The following is a 13,847-nucleotide window of genomic DNA, read 5'->3' as shown; positions in this document are numbered from 1 at the left end:
TTTTCTTAATGCGAACCGGCATCCACTTCGCTCGAAAACGCTATGGGCGATCAGGCCGCAGCCTCGGACTGCTTGGCCTGATGCGCGATCAACAGATCCCGCAATTCTGCTGCGGGTCTGGCGGGGCTGAACAGATAGCCCTGCATCTCGGTGCAGCCGAGCGCGCGCAGCAGCTCCTTCTGCCGGGGCGTTTCGACGCCTTCGGCCGTTGTCGTCATGTTGCGCGAACTGGCGATGTTGACCACGGCCTGCACGATGGAGGATGACCCCTGTGCATCGGCGATATCGGTCACGAAGCAACGATCGATCTTGATCTTGTCGAACGGGAAGCGCTGCAGATAGCTCAGGCTGGAATAGCCGGTGCCGAAATCGTCCAGCGCAATGCGCACGCCGATCTCGCGCAGCCCGTGCAGGATTTCCAGTGCGGTCTCGTCGTCGCGGATCAGCACGGCCTCGGTGATTTCGAGCTCCAGCCGCCGCGCCGGCAGTCCGGACGCGGCGAGGGCGGCGGTCACCTTCAGCGCCAGTGACGCGCAGCGGAATTGAACCGGCGAGACATTGACCGCCACCCGGATGTCGTCGGGCCAGTTGGCAGCCTCGGCGCAGGCGGTGTTCATCACCCATTCGCCGAGCTCATTGATGATGCCGATATCTTCGGCGACCGGAATGAACTCGGCCGGGGAGATCATGCCGCGTTCGGGATGACGCCAGCGCAACAAAGCCTCGCAGCCCACGATGGTGTCGTCGCGCAGCGTCAGCAGCGGTTGATAATAGACTTCGAAACCGCCTTTAGCGAAGCCGCCATCGCCGGCGGCGTGACGTAGTTCAAGCTCCAGCGAGCGACGGGCCTGCACCCGCGCATCCATTTCGGGCTCGAAGAAACGGAACGTGCGGCGGCCGTCGGCTTTGGCGCCATACATCGCAAGGTCGGCGTTCTTCAGCAGCGTATCGAGGTCTGCGCCGTCGCGCGGCGCCAGCGCGATGCCGATCGACGCGTCGGTGAGCAGGCTGTGGCCGAGACAATCGAATGGCTGCCGGATCGCATTATAGATGCGGCCGACAAGATCTGTGATGTCGGAATGGCTCTCGACGCCAGTCTGCACGATGGCGAATTCGTCGCCGCCGAGCCGCGCCACCACGTCGGAGCCGCGCACGCAGCCGCGCAGCCGTAGCGCGATGCCCTTGAGCAGTTCGTCGCCGACGGGATGGCCGAGTGAGTCGTTGATACCCTTGAATTCGTCGATGTCGATATAGAGCACCGCGCATTGCGCGCCGCGCGCGACGCGCTTCAATTCGCGTTCGAGCTCGTTGCGGAACAGCGTGCGGTTCGGCAGGTCGGTCAGCGCATCGTAATGCGCAAGATGCGCGATCTTCTCCTCGGCATTGCGCCGCTCGGTGATGTCTTCATGGGTCGCAACCCAGCCGCCATCGGCCACCGGCCGCGACGAAATCTGGATGGTGCGGCCATCGACGGTCTGCATGATCTGGATGTGCGACCGCCCGACGTCGGGCAACACTTCCGCCACATAGGCGTCAACGCTGCCAGCGAAGGAGCCCGTTTCCTTGCGATGCGCGATCACGTCACGGAACGGACGGCCGGGTGTGATGACCTCGCGCGATAGACCGTACATGTCGAGATAGCGCTGATTGCACACCACCACGCGTGCCTGCGCATCGAACAGCAGCAGGCCTTGCGTCATGTTGTTGATGGCGGTGTCGAGGCGGTTCTTCTCCAGCGTCATCTGCAACTGCGCTGCACGGCTCTGCCGCTGGATGTGACGGATCATCAGATAAAGCAGGCCAGCCAGGATCAGGGCCGACAGTGACGCGAGGATCACGAGAAATTTGGTCTGGTCGCGCCAGTTGGCCAGTGTGCCCTCGACCGTCGTGGTTGCGACCAGCGCGACCGGAAAGTTTTGCAGCAGGCGGATCGAGCCGAGCCGATCGATATTGTCGATGGGGCTGACGGTGCGGATGGTTGCGGGCGCGTCGCTGAAGCGCAGATGCTGCAGCAGCGGGCCGCTATTGAAAACCTTGCCGATCGAGGAGGGGGTCTGCGGGTAGCGCGCCAGCAAGGTGCCATCGCGGTGGAACATCGCAATGGTCGCGTTCTCGCCGAGCGTGACGGAGGCAAAGAACTTCTCGAACTGATGGGGCTCGACGCTGCGTGTCACGACGCCGAAGAACTCGCCCTTCGGGCCGAGAATACGGCGTGCAAACAGCGTCTTCCACTTGCCAGTGATGCGGCTCAGGACCGGCTGTACGATCTCGTCGTCAAAAGTGAGGTCTTGCGATTTGAGTTTCTGGAAATATTCACGGTCGGCCAGCACCAGATCCGGTCCGGGCCACGCTCCTGTCCAGTTGACCAGACGGCCTTCGGCGTCGAGTACGGTGATGTCGTTGGCGAATTCATCATCCAGCTTCGACTTCAGCATCATGTGGGATTCGTAGCTCGACATGCTGCTGGCAAAGCTGTGCACCGACATCACGCCATTGGCGAGAAGATGAGCCGTGAGGCTCTTCTGGATGCGCTGGAGATCCTGGAATTGCTGATCGAAATGCCGGCTGAGCAGCAGCACGGTGTTTTCAAGTTCGCGGTTGGAATTGTCGATGGTGCGCTGACGGAAATTGTTCACGGTCATCGCCGTGCCGGCGGCAATGGTGACGATCAGCACGGCGCCAACGAGCACGAGCCAGCGCACCGGCGCGCGGCGTGTCGTTGAGCGCCCATCGCCATGCTCGGCGGCGCCCGGCGCTGAAACGCGCACGTCGTTCGTCATTCGCCTCCCCAGCAGCCGCATGAATTCCTACCCCTCGTGCATAGGAATACCCGAGCAAGGGTGGAAGACGCGTTAGGAAGTCAGGTGAACCGCGGGTTAATTACAACCGTACAAATGGTATCTGCTTACGCCGCAAGGCTTTTCTGCTGCGGTGCGACCGGCCATGTCTGGTTGCGACCGTGCGCTTTTGCGGCATAGAGCGCACTGTCGGCATTGCTGATCAGGTCGTTCGACGTGGTCAGCGATGACGGCACGAGACACGCAGCACCGACGCTGATCGTCGTCGTGGTCATGCCGTCGCGCTCGAGATGGCCCACCTCGACGCGGATCCGTTCGCCGAGTTCGATGGCGTCGACCAGAGAGAGGCCCGGCAGGATCAGCGCGAATTCCTCGCCGCCATAGCGCGCGGCGCAATCGCTGGCGCGTTTGGCATGCCGGGCGATGCTCCAGGCGATCCCGCACAGAACGAGGTCGCCGGCCTGATGGCCGAAACTGTCGTTGAACACCTTGAAGTGGTCGGCGTCGATCATCAGCAGCGAGATCGGTGCGCGGGCGCGCTGGGCGCGCTGCCATTCCTTTTCCAGCACCACATCGAAATGACGTCGGTTGGCGAGGCCGGTGAGGCCGTCGGTCATGGCGAGGCGCGCCATCCTGTCTTCCATCTCGCCGCGCTTGCCCATCTCGCGCGCCAGGATCAGCATCAGCGCGCAGGCGATCAGGCCGAGCGCGGCCATGGCGCCGCCGATCTGCAGCGCTTCCTTGCGCCATTGGCCGAAGATCACGTCGGTGGATCGCCCCACCATCACGATCAGCGGATGTGCGCCTTCACGCCAGACGAACAACCGCTCGATATCGTCATTGGAGGCGCGCCCCACATAAGAGCCGGAGAAATAGGCCAGGGCCTTCTGCACGCCGCGCATTTTGCTGACGTCACGGCCGATCACGTCCATGTCGAACGGCGCGCGCATGACGATGACGCCATCCTGCCGCAGCACCGTGATGACGTCGTTGGGTTCGAGCTGCAGCCGATCGACCATCTCGTGGAAATACGTGTAGCGGATGAAGCCGGCGACGATGCCCAGAAAAGTTCCGTCGCGCGCCGCGATGCGGCGGCTCAGCACGATGCCGTAACTGCCCTGATGCAGCATCGGCTTGGAGATATAGAGGCCGAACAGCGGATCGCGCTTGTGGACCTTGAAGAATTCCTCATCGGCGAAATTCTGCGGCTTCGGATCCAGCGTCGACGAATCCAGCGTCACGTTGCCGGCGACGTCCGTGACCTGGATGGCGCCGAAGTGGCGCGCGGTGGCGGCGTGGTCGAACAGGATCAGTTGCCGCATCGGCCGTGAGATCTCGACCAGTTCCGGCTCGGTCATGTTGCCGACCACATTGCGCAGCGAGAGGTCGTAGAGTTCCACATTGCGGGCGACATCGGCATCGATGCTGGAGGCGAGGTTGCCGAGCGTCTGGTGCGCCAGCTTCTCGTCGCCGCGCCGCATACTCATCAGCACGCTGCCGCAGATGACTGTGAATCCGACAACGACAATCGCCGCAGCGGCCAGCAGCCAGCGCGGGGAGATCCGGCGGGTCGTCTCGGATGTATTACGGGCCAGCATTGGCTTTCGTCGATCAAAAAGGACTGCGTTACAATCACCGACGCATAGCATCAGAACCGGTAATTCTTTGACAGCTACGCGGTGATCAACAGTTTCGTTTCGCCGTTTTGTGACGGGCGGTTAATAGGATGTGAAAGAAATCGAGACGCTTTGGTCGGCGAATGCGCAAAAAGAAATATGGGCGTGCCGCGCAGGCACGCCCATAAACGTCGGGAGGAACCTGGAAAGCGGGTTCCCGCATCACCGCATGGCGCCGACCACCATGATGTCGCGGCCGGAACGATACGCGTTGTCGTCGCAGGTCAGCGCCACGGCGATGTCGGCGATGCCTTCGGTTGTATGGTTGCGCGCAGCGGGCAAAGCGATGAACTGCCGGTTCCGCACGCTGCCGTCGAGCACGTCGATGGCGGCGGGTTCCTCCGGGCCGAGCATCCCGGGCGCGATGGTGCTGACCCGGACGTTGCGCGTGCCATAGGCGCGGGACAACCCGCGGGTCATGGCATCGATGGCGGCGTCGGCGCCGGGGTCCGGCAGTGATGCGGGCGCTGTCGGAATGCCATCGAGCGCGGTGAGATTGACGATGCTGCCGCCGGCGACGCCGAACATCCGCACCGCCTCCTGGCACAGCAGCATGGCGCCGAACACCTTCAGCTCGCGCTGCCGGTGCAACTCGTCCTCGGACACCACGTCCGCCACCTCGCTGCGCGCGAGGGCGCCGTTATTGACGAGAATATCGAGCCGGCCGAAGGTCGCCGCGATTTCCTCATAGAGCCGCCGCACGTCCGGCCAGCGGGCGATGTCGCCCTGCACGGCGATGGCGCGGCCGCCGCGCCACACGATTTCGGCGACCACGCGCGCCGCGCCGCGGGGATCGTCCGCGTGATGCACGATCACCGCCGCGCCTTCCGCGCCGAAGCGCCGCGCAATGCCCGCGCCGATGCCGTCCGCGGCGCCGGTCACGAGCGCAACTTTTCCTGCCAGTCTTGTCATGGCATGTCCTTGGATCTGGATGATGTCTGTCTTGATCGTCAGTCGTGTGCGTAGATTTTGAGGCGGAATCGATCCGGGCGTGATCGCGCCCCGACAACAGTCTGGACGCGCAAGGCGGGGAGTTCGACCCGATACCCGTATGGCCTGGCAGATCCGAGGCCCGCGGGCGGCTCGCCGATCTGCTCTGTGGCTGGTGCTGTTATCGCAAATGCAGCCGCGTCGGCGTTAGCGCGATCCTGCATCTGTTTTGCACGATCCTGCAAAAGTGATGGCGCAGCCATTTCCCCGCCACGGCACTGCACCTAGATACACTTCGGCATAAAAGGCCTGCCGCTTGAGGGGTTTGCGTGTGACCGAGACGATTCGTGAGATTGCCGATATCATTGCCCGTTACGCCGCCAATGGCAGCGACCATCCGACCGGCCTCGCCAGCCTCTATCTGAAGCGGCAGACCGAGCCGACCCAGCTCGTGCATACCGCGCAGTGGCCGTGTTTCGGCCTCGTGGCGCAGGGCGCCAAGCGGCTGCAACTGGGCACCGAGACCTATACCTATGCCGCCGGCGACTATGTGCTGGTGTCGCTCGATCTGCCGATGTCGTCCTGCATCGTCGAGGCCTCGGAAGCGCAGCCGCATCTCGGCATGGGCTTTGCCATCGATCCGCAACTGTTAAAGGAGGTGCTCGGCCGGTTCGGCAACGGTCATGCCGATGCGCCCGCGCATCCGCAGCTCCCCGAGCGCGGCGTGGTCGTCGCCAAGGCCTCCGCCGATCTGCTCGACGCCACGCTGCGGCTGCTGCGCCTGCTCGACCGTCCGCAGGACATTCCGGTGATGGCGCCGCTCCTGGAACAGGAGGTGCTGTATCGCCTGCTGGTCGGTCCTTACGGCGCGCGTCTGCGGCAGATCGCGCTGGCCGAGAGCCCGAGCAATAAGGTCGCCAAGGCCATTTCCTGGCTGCGCAGCAATTATGCCAGCCCGCTCCGCATCGAGGATCTCGCCGACCGCGTTGGCATGAGCGAGTCCTCGCTGCATCACAATTTCAAGACCGTCACCGCGATGACGCCGATGCAGTATCAGAAGCAGCTTCGTTTGCATGAGGCGCGCCGCCTGATGCTGGTGGAGCGTCTCGATGTCGGCAGCGCCGGCTATGCGGTCGGCTATCAGAGCCCGTCGCAATTCTCCAGGGAATATGCCCGGCTCTACGGCCAGCCCCCGATCCGCGACGTCGGCAATGCGCGCGGTCCGGTGCTCGGAGGCGAGGCCCGCGTCGCGGGGTGACGGTGTCACCCTGACTTTTTACGGACACCTACGCTCTTTTCTTCCCCTCTCCCCCAGGCGAAGCGAAGCTTCGCTAGGCGGGAGAGGGTGGCGCGTAGCGCCGGGAGAGGGGGACTTTCCGCACGCTCGGAGTTCGCCCAGCCACGCTCCGTCCTCTCCCCACGTCATTGCCGGGCAGCGCGAAGCGAGCTTCGCTAGATGACCCGGCAATCCACCTTAAGCCGCGAGCGCAGACGAAGATGGATACGCGGGTCAAGCCCGCGTATGACGTCGGAGTGTGAGGCGGCGTGGTCGATTCATAAAAGCGGCCGGGTAACAAAAGGGAAGAACATGATCTCTGCGGTGATCTTTGATTTCGGCGGGGTGATCACCTCCTCGCCCTTCGAGGCCTTTGCGCATTACGAGCAGAGCCATGGCCTGCCGAAGGACATCATCCGCCGCACCAATGCGGACAACCATTTCGAGAATGCCTGGGCGAAATTCGAGCGCGCCGAAATCGATCTCGCCACCTTCGACGCGCTGTTCGCCGCCGAGTCCAAAGCGCTCGGCGCCGAAGTGCCCGGCCGCGATGTGGTCAAGCTGCTGAAAGGCGAGATCCGTCCCGACATGGTCGAGGCGCTGCTCCGTATCAAGCAGACGTTCAAGACCGGCTGCATCACCAACAACCTGCCGGCCAATGCGATGGGCTCCACCGACGGCCGCGCGCTCTATGTGGCCGAGGTGATGGTGCTGTTCGATCACGTCATCGAATCCGCCAAGATCGGCCTGCGCAAACCCGATCCGCGCATCTACACGATGATGACCGACAAACTGTCGGTCGATCCGAAACATTGCGTCTATCTCGACGACCTCGGCGTCAACCTCAAGCCCGCCCGCGAACTCGGCATGACCACCATCAAGGTGACATCAGCCGCGCAGGCGATCGCAGAGCTGGAAGCCGCGACGGGATTGAAGCTGACGTAGGGCCGCACGCGCCGGCGGCCGTGCTCCCTCTGCCATTCGCGGAAGAGGAAGCACGCCGGCAGTTGTCAGATTTTGCCGGTCAGTCCGATGCGGTAGATATTGGCGAATGTCCCGGTGTCTTCGTCATTGCCTCGTTGATAAGTGAGCGCGAGGGCGAGATGGCCGGCATCGTCGATATTGTATTTCAGCGTGGCGTCCAGCCATGAGAGCTCGGTGCGCGAATAGGTTTCGTGCGCCCAGTGATAGCTGAACGAAGCGCTCATCCTGCCCAGAAAGCCTTTCTCGAGCGGATCGGGGAAAAGATGCGCGGTGACCTGGGGGCCAATGCGTAGCGCCCGGGTCATATTGTTGAAATCGAGCAACTGGCCCTTCCCGGTGGTCTGATTGTACTGCAGCAGAATTTCGGGATCGAAGCGCAGGATGACTGGCAGACCCAGCGGATGCGGTATCGGCCTCTGAAAGTAGAGCTGGAGCGACGTCGGGAGATATTCGAGCGTCACAGCCGCCGACGACGTTTGTTTGATGTTGTTCTCGACGCCGCCTCCGCGAAGACGGAAGAAGTGTCCGCCATCGGGGACGAGATAGCCAATTTCGGCGGCAACGCCATAGGCCAGCTTGTCGACATTGGAGTCCGCGAATTCGGACGCCGAGTTGAAGGCCCGATTGACCGTGACATAGGTGGCAAGGCTTTTCGCGCTTGGATCCCACCAGGCGACGGAATCGTGCACCGACGAGTAGGAGAGCGCGGCGGTGCCGTTGATCGCCCAGATCTGGTTATGGTTCGCACGATCGCCGGCGAACGCGATTTCCGCGCCTGTCGCCTTGTCGACACTCATGGGACAATCCAGAAAGCCGATGTCTTTCCAGTCCCGCCGCAGAAGAAACGTCAGGCCGGGACATTTACTGTGTTCGATCAAGGCATTCGTTGATTTCTCCCGCTTTCTGACCAGCGTTCCCATATCGTCCAGATAGGCGACCGACTGGATGGGTACGGCGACCGCTGGCGTTGCGGCCGCCGGACTGGTCCGGTTGGCCGCCCGTCGTTTTGTTCTTGTTGCCGCCGCGATCTTGTTTTGCGCTTCGGCAAGTTTGTCGCCGTCGCCTCTCGCGATGATGCCGTCGATGACCTCCTGCTCATGGGCCGTCAGTGCGCCTGCGTGCGCCTCGCAACCGAGCATGACAGAGGCGCATAGTGCGAGGGCGGATATCTGCCGCGAACAGGTCATCGCACGCGCTCCATCTCTTTGAGAACGCAGGCGATGTCGCCGCAGACCAGAATGGCTGCGGGGCTCACATTGACGCCATGCTCGATAATGTTCGCGGCCAGAACGGAATTCGCTTCACCACCATATCCAAGGGCGTCGAGGCCGGTGTCGTCAGGGTAGTCGCCGTCAAAGATGTCGTGAAGTATTCCCCTGTTCGTTTGGCGAGCAGTGGCGCGTGGGCGGAGGGTGTCGAATCGAAGTCGCCCAAGTGGCTTGAGAGACGTGTCGCTTACCAGCGTGCGATCTGCCAGCGCGCCCTCTGCCAGCTTGCCCCCGGCCTGCTTGTCACCGGGAATCAGAAACGGTGCCAGAATTCCGAAAAGACCTGCGATGCCTCCGGCGGCCCATTCCGGCAGGCCATAGGCGCCGAGCGGGGACGGTGGGCCCATGGCACACGCCCAAAGCACAAACGCGATCGACGATACGAGGACGCTGGCCCATTGTGGCTTCGCCGGTTCGGTGCTGTCGCGGGGCATGCTGGAATATGCGCGAAGGCAAATGCATGCGAGCAGGCACAGGCCAAACCAGTAGAGGAGTGCGTTATTCGTGACCCAGGCCGCCTTGGCCGCGAGATAGATGGCGACGATTTCCGTCGGGATCAGCTTGAGGAGCGCAGACAGATAATTGTCTGCAGGTGCGCTGGCCGCTGGCGCGGCGTTGGAAGATCTGAGATTGCCTGCTGCGGTTGCCGCAGGTGCTGCGTAAATGCGTGTCCCGCCCCTGATAAAATCGACCATATATCCATACCCCCCTTGGATGGCGAGGGACTCGATCGAACTCTGTGGGAGGGCCACCAGCGTCAGACAGGCTGCGTGCAAGGAGGTCGATCTCAAGGCAGGCAGATATCAAGACAGGCAGATCTGATGAGAAAAATGGTTTGTCGTGCCACAAAGCTAAATGGAAATGCCCCGCCGGTTAAAAAAATCATCGATCCCGGCCAGGCAAGAATACACGTCGTAGTTGATGAGTCCAGATGTATCGCAGGAGAATTGACGATGTGCGCGAGGCTCGCCGCGTCCGCCCATCCGGATGAAGCGTGACGACGCCGTGGTGGTGATCGTCGCGCCATCGGGCATCGCGTCATCTGGAATGAGACCAGACGCATCGGTGGTCGCCGTCATCCGGCGTCGCACTCACAAGCGCTTACACAAAAACAAACGGCGCGCTCATCGCGCGCCGCTTGCTCACTTCCCACCCGATCAGATAATCGACCGGTCCACATGCCGCACCTCGCCGGTGCGCGCATCGATGTCGACCTGGATCCACTTGCCGTATTGATCGCGGCCCTCGATCTCCCATTCGTTGTCATCGAAATGGGTGTTCTGCACCGTCACCACGCCGATCCCCGACGCGATCGCCAGCGCATCCTGCAGCGTCAGCGGGCCGGATGGCACCACCACGGCCGCGCGCGGCGCGGGCTGGCGCATATAGACATCGGCGGCGAAGGCCGGCGCCGCGACGCCAATCGCGCCCGCCAGTGCCAGCGGAAGCAAGGCCTTCGAAAATACGGCCTTCTTCAAAATCTGTTGCATCGAAATCTCCTCATCTGTCCCACGCGCCGCATGCGGCGCAACCGGGTTAAGAACGGTGCACGCTGCACTGCGTTCCCGGAGGAAATGAGGCGATTTGGTGCGGGAAAAGCGGTGATTCGCTATACTGGCAGCAGCACATCAGCACTCTCACGAATGAGATTTTTGGTCGAGGTCAGTGATGACAAAGAAAGCTGGCAAAGCGTTGGTGAAAAACCGCAACGTCCGCGGGTGAGGGGCCTTGCGCTTACTCTGCTGCGCTCACCGCTGGCAGCGCGAACGTCTCGATTCGCGTGAGGTCGCGCTTGCCGGATGCCTGATCGATAGCGAAGCCCACCACATCGCCGTTGGCGTCGAGATCGACCACCAACCCTGCGACGATTTCCCGGCTCCCGGCCGCCGGGCGCATCCTTCAGCGCGATATAGAGACTGTCAGGATTTTTATTCCGCTGAGATGTCGGGGCCTGGCGGGCCCGTTCGTCATGGATGTATCGGGCGGCGGAAGCTGCCCGCCGGACGACAACCGAAGTAACCGAGCCACAGGAAGAAGCCCATGCCCAGCACGATCCGTCTGCATCGCGTCATTGCCGCCAGGCCGCAGAAGCTCTATCGCGCGTTCCTCGAGCCTGACGCGATTGCGAGCTGGCTCCCACCCTACGGATTCACATGCACCGTCCATGAGCTGGATGCGAAGGTCGGTGGCCATCACAGGATGTCATTCCGAAACTTCACCACGGGCGGCAGTCACGCCTTTGGCGGGACCTATCTGGAGCTCGTTCCCGGTGAGCGTCTCGTCTACACCGACCGCTTCGATGATCCCAACCTGCCGGGCGAGATGAAGGTCACGGTGACGTTGAAGGCCGTGTCTGTCGGCACGGAGGTGAACATCGAGCAGCAGGGCGTGCCCGACGTGATCCCGGCCGAGGCCTGCTATCTCGGCTGGCAGGAATCCCTGCGCAAGCTCACGAAACTCGTCGAGCCCGAGATCAACCAGTAGCGCCGTCGCTTCCGGAACGGTTTAAGGAACGCGACCAACAGCAGGAAGGAGCGCCAGCCATGGCACTCGCCCGTGTCCAACACATCTCCGTCTCGCTCGACGGTTTCGCCACCGGCGAAGGCCAAAGCCTTGACGCGCCGTTCGGCCATGCCGGCGAGCGGCTGCACCAATGGATGTTCGCGACCCGATGGGGTCGCCAGATGCTCGGCCAGCCCGGCGGCACGGCGGGCATCGACGACGCGTTCCTGCGGTTGTTCGCGCCCGGGATCGGCGCCGAGATCATGGGCGCCAGGAAGTTCGGTCCCCCCACATGGCATGAGGATCCGGACTGGAAGGGCTGGTGGGGTCCCAACCCGCCGTTCCACACGCCGGTCTTCGTCCTCACCCATCATCCGCGCGCATCGATTGAAATGGAGGGCGGCACGGTGTTCCACTTCATCGACGCCTCGCCTGCCGAGGCCCTTGAGACCGCCCGCGAGGCTGCGGCCGGCAAGGACGTGCGCATCGGCGGCGGTCCCACCACGATCCGCGACTTCCTTGCCGCCGGGCTCGTCGATCACATGCACATCGTGGTGGTTCCGATCCTGCTCGGCCGCGGCGTGCGCCTGTGGGATGGCGTGGAGGGTCTCGAGAAGGACTACGAGATCGAGACGACATCCTCTCCCGGCGGGGTCGCACACATGACATTCGCTCGAAAGCACACACCGCGATGAGAAACTGCGCCAGAAACCGATCCCAAAATGCCGTGTCGTCGAACTGCCGAAGGCGTTCGGTAACGGCGCGATCCACGACATGAGGAACCGATGGTTCGTTTGGCGGAGGGGAGTGCCGAGACCGCCAGATCGATGATGAGCGTTTCGTCGCAGTCTGTGATCGGAATATTCGTAAAGCACCTCAGGTCGCGCCGGGGCAGCCTCGGGAGGCCGGGGCTGGCTGGCGCGATGTGCGGAAACTGCAATGTTGCAATGCGGTATTGAACTGTGCAATGCAGCAAAAGAAGTCTAGGCTCCCTCGTTCAATCCTACGAGGAGCTTAATAGTGAAGATGACCTTATCGATCGCCGTCGCGGCCGTGATCTCGATTGCGGGTGGCTGCGCCGGCTTCGCTGCGGAGTTGCCGACCTATGGATCGGCGGGTTTGCCGATATCGGCGGTGCAGGTTCGCGTGCTGGGAGCTGCGAACGTCCAGGAACAGTCGGCGGCGCCAACCTCCACGGCGTCTCTGCATCAGCTGAGAGTTCTGGCACCGCGGACGGAAATGACGACCGCGACGGCACCAACCCGGACCGAAACCGCTCGCTCACTTCGTTGACCGACACCTCGTACCGATATCGCCGCGTCTTTCATTTTCGAAAGGGCTTCGCGTGCACATCAGGGCGGTGCCGCACCTCTCCCCGCCGGGGAGAGGTCGCCGCGTCTTCGCGGCGGTGAGGGGGCTCATGACAGACGGGCGATCCATCTGCTCAATGTTACCAATCCCGTGATCTCTCTATCAGACGAGAGGTTCGCGATGACCTCGACAGCTAAAAAACCCGACTAACAAAGGGCGCGAAAAAGCGGGCGACGACGGCCGGCAAAAGGCCGGGACAGCACGCGTGACAAAGGGCAACACCCGCCTGACCCTGGCTGCTGGAAACGGCGCGTCACATGCACGCCGGCGGTGTTCTGACAGACGTTGTCCGCGACAAGATCACGATGCGTCACCTCGGCGGTGCCGCCACTCCTGCAGATCCGGCTGAATTGACGGGCGAGGACATCAAGGCACTTCGTGAGCAGGCCAATCTCAGCCAGGCGGTGTTTGCAAGCTACCTGAAGCTGACAGTCGGCTATGTCTCCAGGCTCAAGCGCGGCACGGAAAGTCCGAAAGGACCGACGCTCGTCCTGCTCGATGTCATCCGCCGCAAGGGCTTTGAGGCGATTCTCTGATTGCGATAAGAGCCGTGAGTTGCCAGCGCCGCGTGCGGGGCAACCGGGTTAAGAGCGACGCGCGCGACGCTGCGTTCCCGGGGAGAATGAGGCGATGTTGTGGAAGATACGTTGGTGTCGTCGATTGTGTTGCATCGAAATCGTTGAAGAGCACCGTAGATTGCCAGCGCGCTAAACTGGATATCTCATCTTATAGCTCTGACAAAGGAGCATCTCGATACGCAGAACTGTTAGGATTTGCATAAAGAGTCGGACGCATCGAGTGAGATACTGTGTGTAAGATATCTCATTAACTTCGCCTAACCCTCCCTTTCCCGCACGATATGATACCATCTGGCTCGTGGAGTCGAACTGCATTCCGCCGTGATGGGATGCATTTCTAAGCTGGTTATCTACCTCTTCACACAAGCTAGCTAACGCAGGTGTCATGGACATAGGGCCAATCTTGTTTGCCTTATCGAGTTTCCGATATTGGTCTAGCGTTAGCTTCTCGAATTGATCGAAGT

The 13,847-nt window shown here is 62.2% G+C and carries 13 protein-coding genes; 6 read left to right on the top strand and 7 right to left on the bottom strand.

The window, feature by feature from the left end; genetic code table 11:
• Nucleotides 1-50: 50 nt before the first annotated feature.
• The 3 genes from AC1DUY_RS23730 to AC1DUY_RS23720 form a co-directional block, all read right to left on the bottom strand.
• Entirely contained in the window at nucleotides 51-2,780 is a 2,730-nt protein-coding gene (locus tag AC1DUY_RS23730; protein WP_478117547.1) for a bifunctional diguanylate cyclase/phosphodiesterase, read from the bottom strand.
• Between the two features lie 125 nt (nucleotides 2,781-2,905).
• On the bottom strand, nucleotides 2,906-4,396 hold the full coding sequence (locus AC1DUY_RS23725) for a diguanylate cyclase (protein WP_478117545.1): 1,491 nt from the start codon (nucleotides 4,394-4,396) through the stop codon (nucleotides 2,906-2,908).
• A 240-nt stretch (nucleotides 4,397-4,636) separates the two neighbouring features.
• Nucleotides 4,637-5,386 carry an SDR family NAD(P)-dependent oxidoreductase gene (locus AC1DUY_RS23720; protein WP_478117543.1) on the bottom strand — a complete coding sequence of 250 codons (750 nt, stop codon included), beginning with the start codon at nucleotides 5,384-5,386 and terminating at the stop codon, nucleotides 4,637-4,639.
• A 349-nt stretch (nucleotides 5,387-5,735) separates the two neighbouring features.
• On the opposite strand from AC1DUY_RS23720, the gene AC1DUY_RS23715 reads away from it, so the two are divergent.
• Nucleotides 5,736-6,662, top strand: coding sequence for an AraC family transcriptional regulator (locus AC1DUY_RS23715; RefSeq protein ID WP_309942327.1), 927 nt, complete (start codon nucleotides 5,736-5,738; stop codon nucleotides 6,660-6,662).
• A gap of 330 nt (nucleotides 6,663-6,992) precedes the next feature.
• Nucleotides 6,993-7,625, top strand: a complete 633-nt coding sequence (locus AC1DUY_RS23710) for an HAD-IA family hydrolase (RefSeq protein WP_478117540.1) — start codon at nucleotides 6,993-6,995, stop codon at nucleotides 7,623-7,625.
• A 65-nt stretch (nucleotides 7,626-7,690) separates the two neighbouring features.
• Here the strand turns inward: AC1DUY_RS23710 and AC1DUY_RS23705 are convergent, their stop codons facing one another.
• The 4 genes from AC1DUY_RS23705 to AC1DUY_RS23690 all read right to left on the bottom strand — a co-directional run bounded on the left by AC1DUY_RS23705 (nucleotide 7,691) and on the right by AC1DUY_RS23690 (nucleotide 10,422).
• A complete protein-coding gene (locus tag AC1DUY_RS23705) occupies nucleotides 7,691-8,851 on the bottom strand; it encodes a hypothetical protein (protein WP_478117538.1) in 1,161 nt (386 codons plus the stop codon).
• On the bottom strand, nucleotides 8,848-9,627 hold the full coding sequence (locus tag AC1DUY_RS23700) for a hypothetical protein (RefSeq protein WP_478117536.1): 780 nt from the start codon (nucleotides 9,625-9,627) through the stop codon (nucleotides 8,848-8,850). Before AC1DUY_RS23700 ends, AC1DUY_RS23705 begins: the two co-directional genes overlap by 4 nt.
• 156 nt (nucleotides 9,628-9,783) lie before the next feature.
• Nucleotides 9,784-10,011: a hypothetical protein gene (locus AC1DUY_RS23695; protein ID WP_478117534.1), complete on the bottom strand. Its 228-nt coding sequence runs from the start codon at nucleotides 10,009-10,011 to the stop codon at nucleotides 9,784-9,786.
• Between the two features lie 78 nt (nucleotides 10,012-10,089).
• On the bottom strand, nucleotides 10,090-10,422 hold the full coding sequence (locus AC1DUY_RS23690; protein ID WP_068729486.1) for a PepSY domain-containing protein: 333 nt from the start codon (nucleotides 10,420-10,422) through the stop codon (nucleotides 10,090-10,092).
• A 550-nt stretch (nucleotides 10,423-10,972) separates the two neighbouring features.
• On the opposite strand from AC1DUY_RS23690, the gene AC1DUY_RS23685 reads away from it, so the two are divergent.
• From AC1DUY_RS23685 to AC1DUY_RS23670, 4 genes are all read left to right on the top strand, one after another.
• Nucleotides 10,973-11,416, top strand: a complete 444-nt coding sequence (locus AC1DUY_RS23685; RefSeq protein ID WP_120287396.1) for an SRPBCC family protein — start codon at nucleotides 10,973-10,975, stop codon at nucleotides 11,414-11,416.
• Nucleotides 11,417-11,475: 59 nt separating this feature from the next.
• Nucleotides 11,476-12,129 carry a dihydrofolate reductase family protein gene (locus AC1DUY_RS23680; RefSeq protein WP_478117531.1) on the top strand — a complete coding sequence of 218 codons (654 nt, stop codon included), beginning with the start codon at nucleotides 11,476-11,478 and terminating at the stop codon, nucleotides 12,127-12,129.
• A 331-nt stretch (nucleotides 12,130-12,460) separates the two neighbouring features.
• On the top strand, nucleotides 12,461-12,727 hold the full coding sequence (locus AC1DUY_RS23675) for a hypothetical protein (RefSeq protein WP_231081272.1): 267 nt from the start codon (nucleotides 12,461-12,463) through the stop codon (nucleotides 12,725-12,727).
• Nucleotides 12,728-13,062: 335 nt separating this feature from the next.
• On the top strand, nucleotides 13,063-13,341 hold the full coding sequence (locus AC1DUY_RS23670; RefSeq protein ID WP_478117529.1) for a helix-turn-helix domain-containing protein: 279 nt from the start codon (nucleotides 13,063-13,065) through the stop codon (nucleotides 13,339-13,341).
• The last annotated feature ends 506 nt before the right edge of the window (nucleotides 13,342-13,847 follow it).

Source organism: Tardiphaga sp. P4_G1 (genome assembly GCF_056401215.1).
This window is presented reverse-complemented; position numbering and strand designations above follow the sequence as displayed.

Excerpts from the sequence above, each read along its gene's own strand:
- AC1DUY_RS23730 (WP_478117547.1), bottom strand. The coding sequence starts at position 2,780 with ATGACGAACGACGTGCGCGTTTCAGCGCCGGGCGCCGCCGAGCATGGC.
- AC1DUY_RS23725 (WP_478117545.1), bottom strand. The coding sequence starts at position 4,396 with ATGCTGGCCCGTAATACATCCGAGACGACCCGCCGGATCTCCCCGCGC.
- AC1DUY_RS23720 (WP_478117543.1), bottom strand. The coding sequence starts at position 5,386 with ATGACAAGACTGGCAGGAAAAGTTGCGCTCGTGACCGGCGCCGCGGAC.
- AC1DUY_RS23710 (WP_478117540.1), top strand. The coding sequence starts at position 6,993 with ATGATCTCTGCGGTGATCTTTGATTTCGGCGGGGTGATCACCTCCTCG.
- AC1DUY_RS23705 (WP_478117538.1), bottom strand. The coding sequence starts at position 8,851 with ATGACCTGTTCGCGGCAGATATCCGCCCTCGCACTATGCGCCTCTGTC.
- AC1DUY_RS23700 (WP_478117536.1), bottom strand. The coding sequence starts at position 9,627 with ATGGTCGATTTTATCAGGGGCGGGACACGCATTTACGCAGCACCTGCG.
- AC1DUY_RS23695 (WP_478117534.1), bottom strand. The coding sequence starts at position 10,011 with ATGACGGCGACCACCGATGCGTCTGGTCTCATTCCAGATGACGCGATG.
- AC1DUY_RS23690 (WP_068729486.1), bottom strand. The coding sequence starts at position 10,422 with ATGCAACAGATTTTGAAGAAGGCCGTATTTTCGAAGGCCTTGCTTCCG.
- AC1DUY_RS23685 (WP_120287396.1), top strand. The coding sequence starts at position 10,973 with ATGCCCAGCACGATCCGTCTGCATCGCGTCATTGCCGCCAGGCCGCAG.
- AC1DUY_RS23680 (WP_478117531.1), top strand. The coding sequence starts at position 11,476 with ATGGCACTCGCCCGTGTCCAACACATCTCCGTCTCGCTCGACGGTTTC.
- AC1DUY_RS23675 (WP_231081272.1), top strand. The coding sequence starts at position 12,461 with ATGACCTTATCGATCGCCGTCGCGGCCGTGATCTCGATTGCGGGTGGC.
- AC1DUY_RS23670 (WP_478117529.1), top strand. The coding sequence starts at position 13,063 with ATGCACGCCGGCGGTGTTCTGACAGACGTTGTCCGCGACAAGATCACG.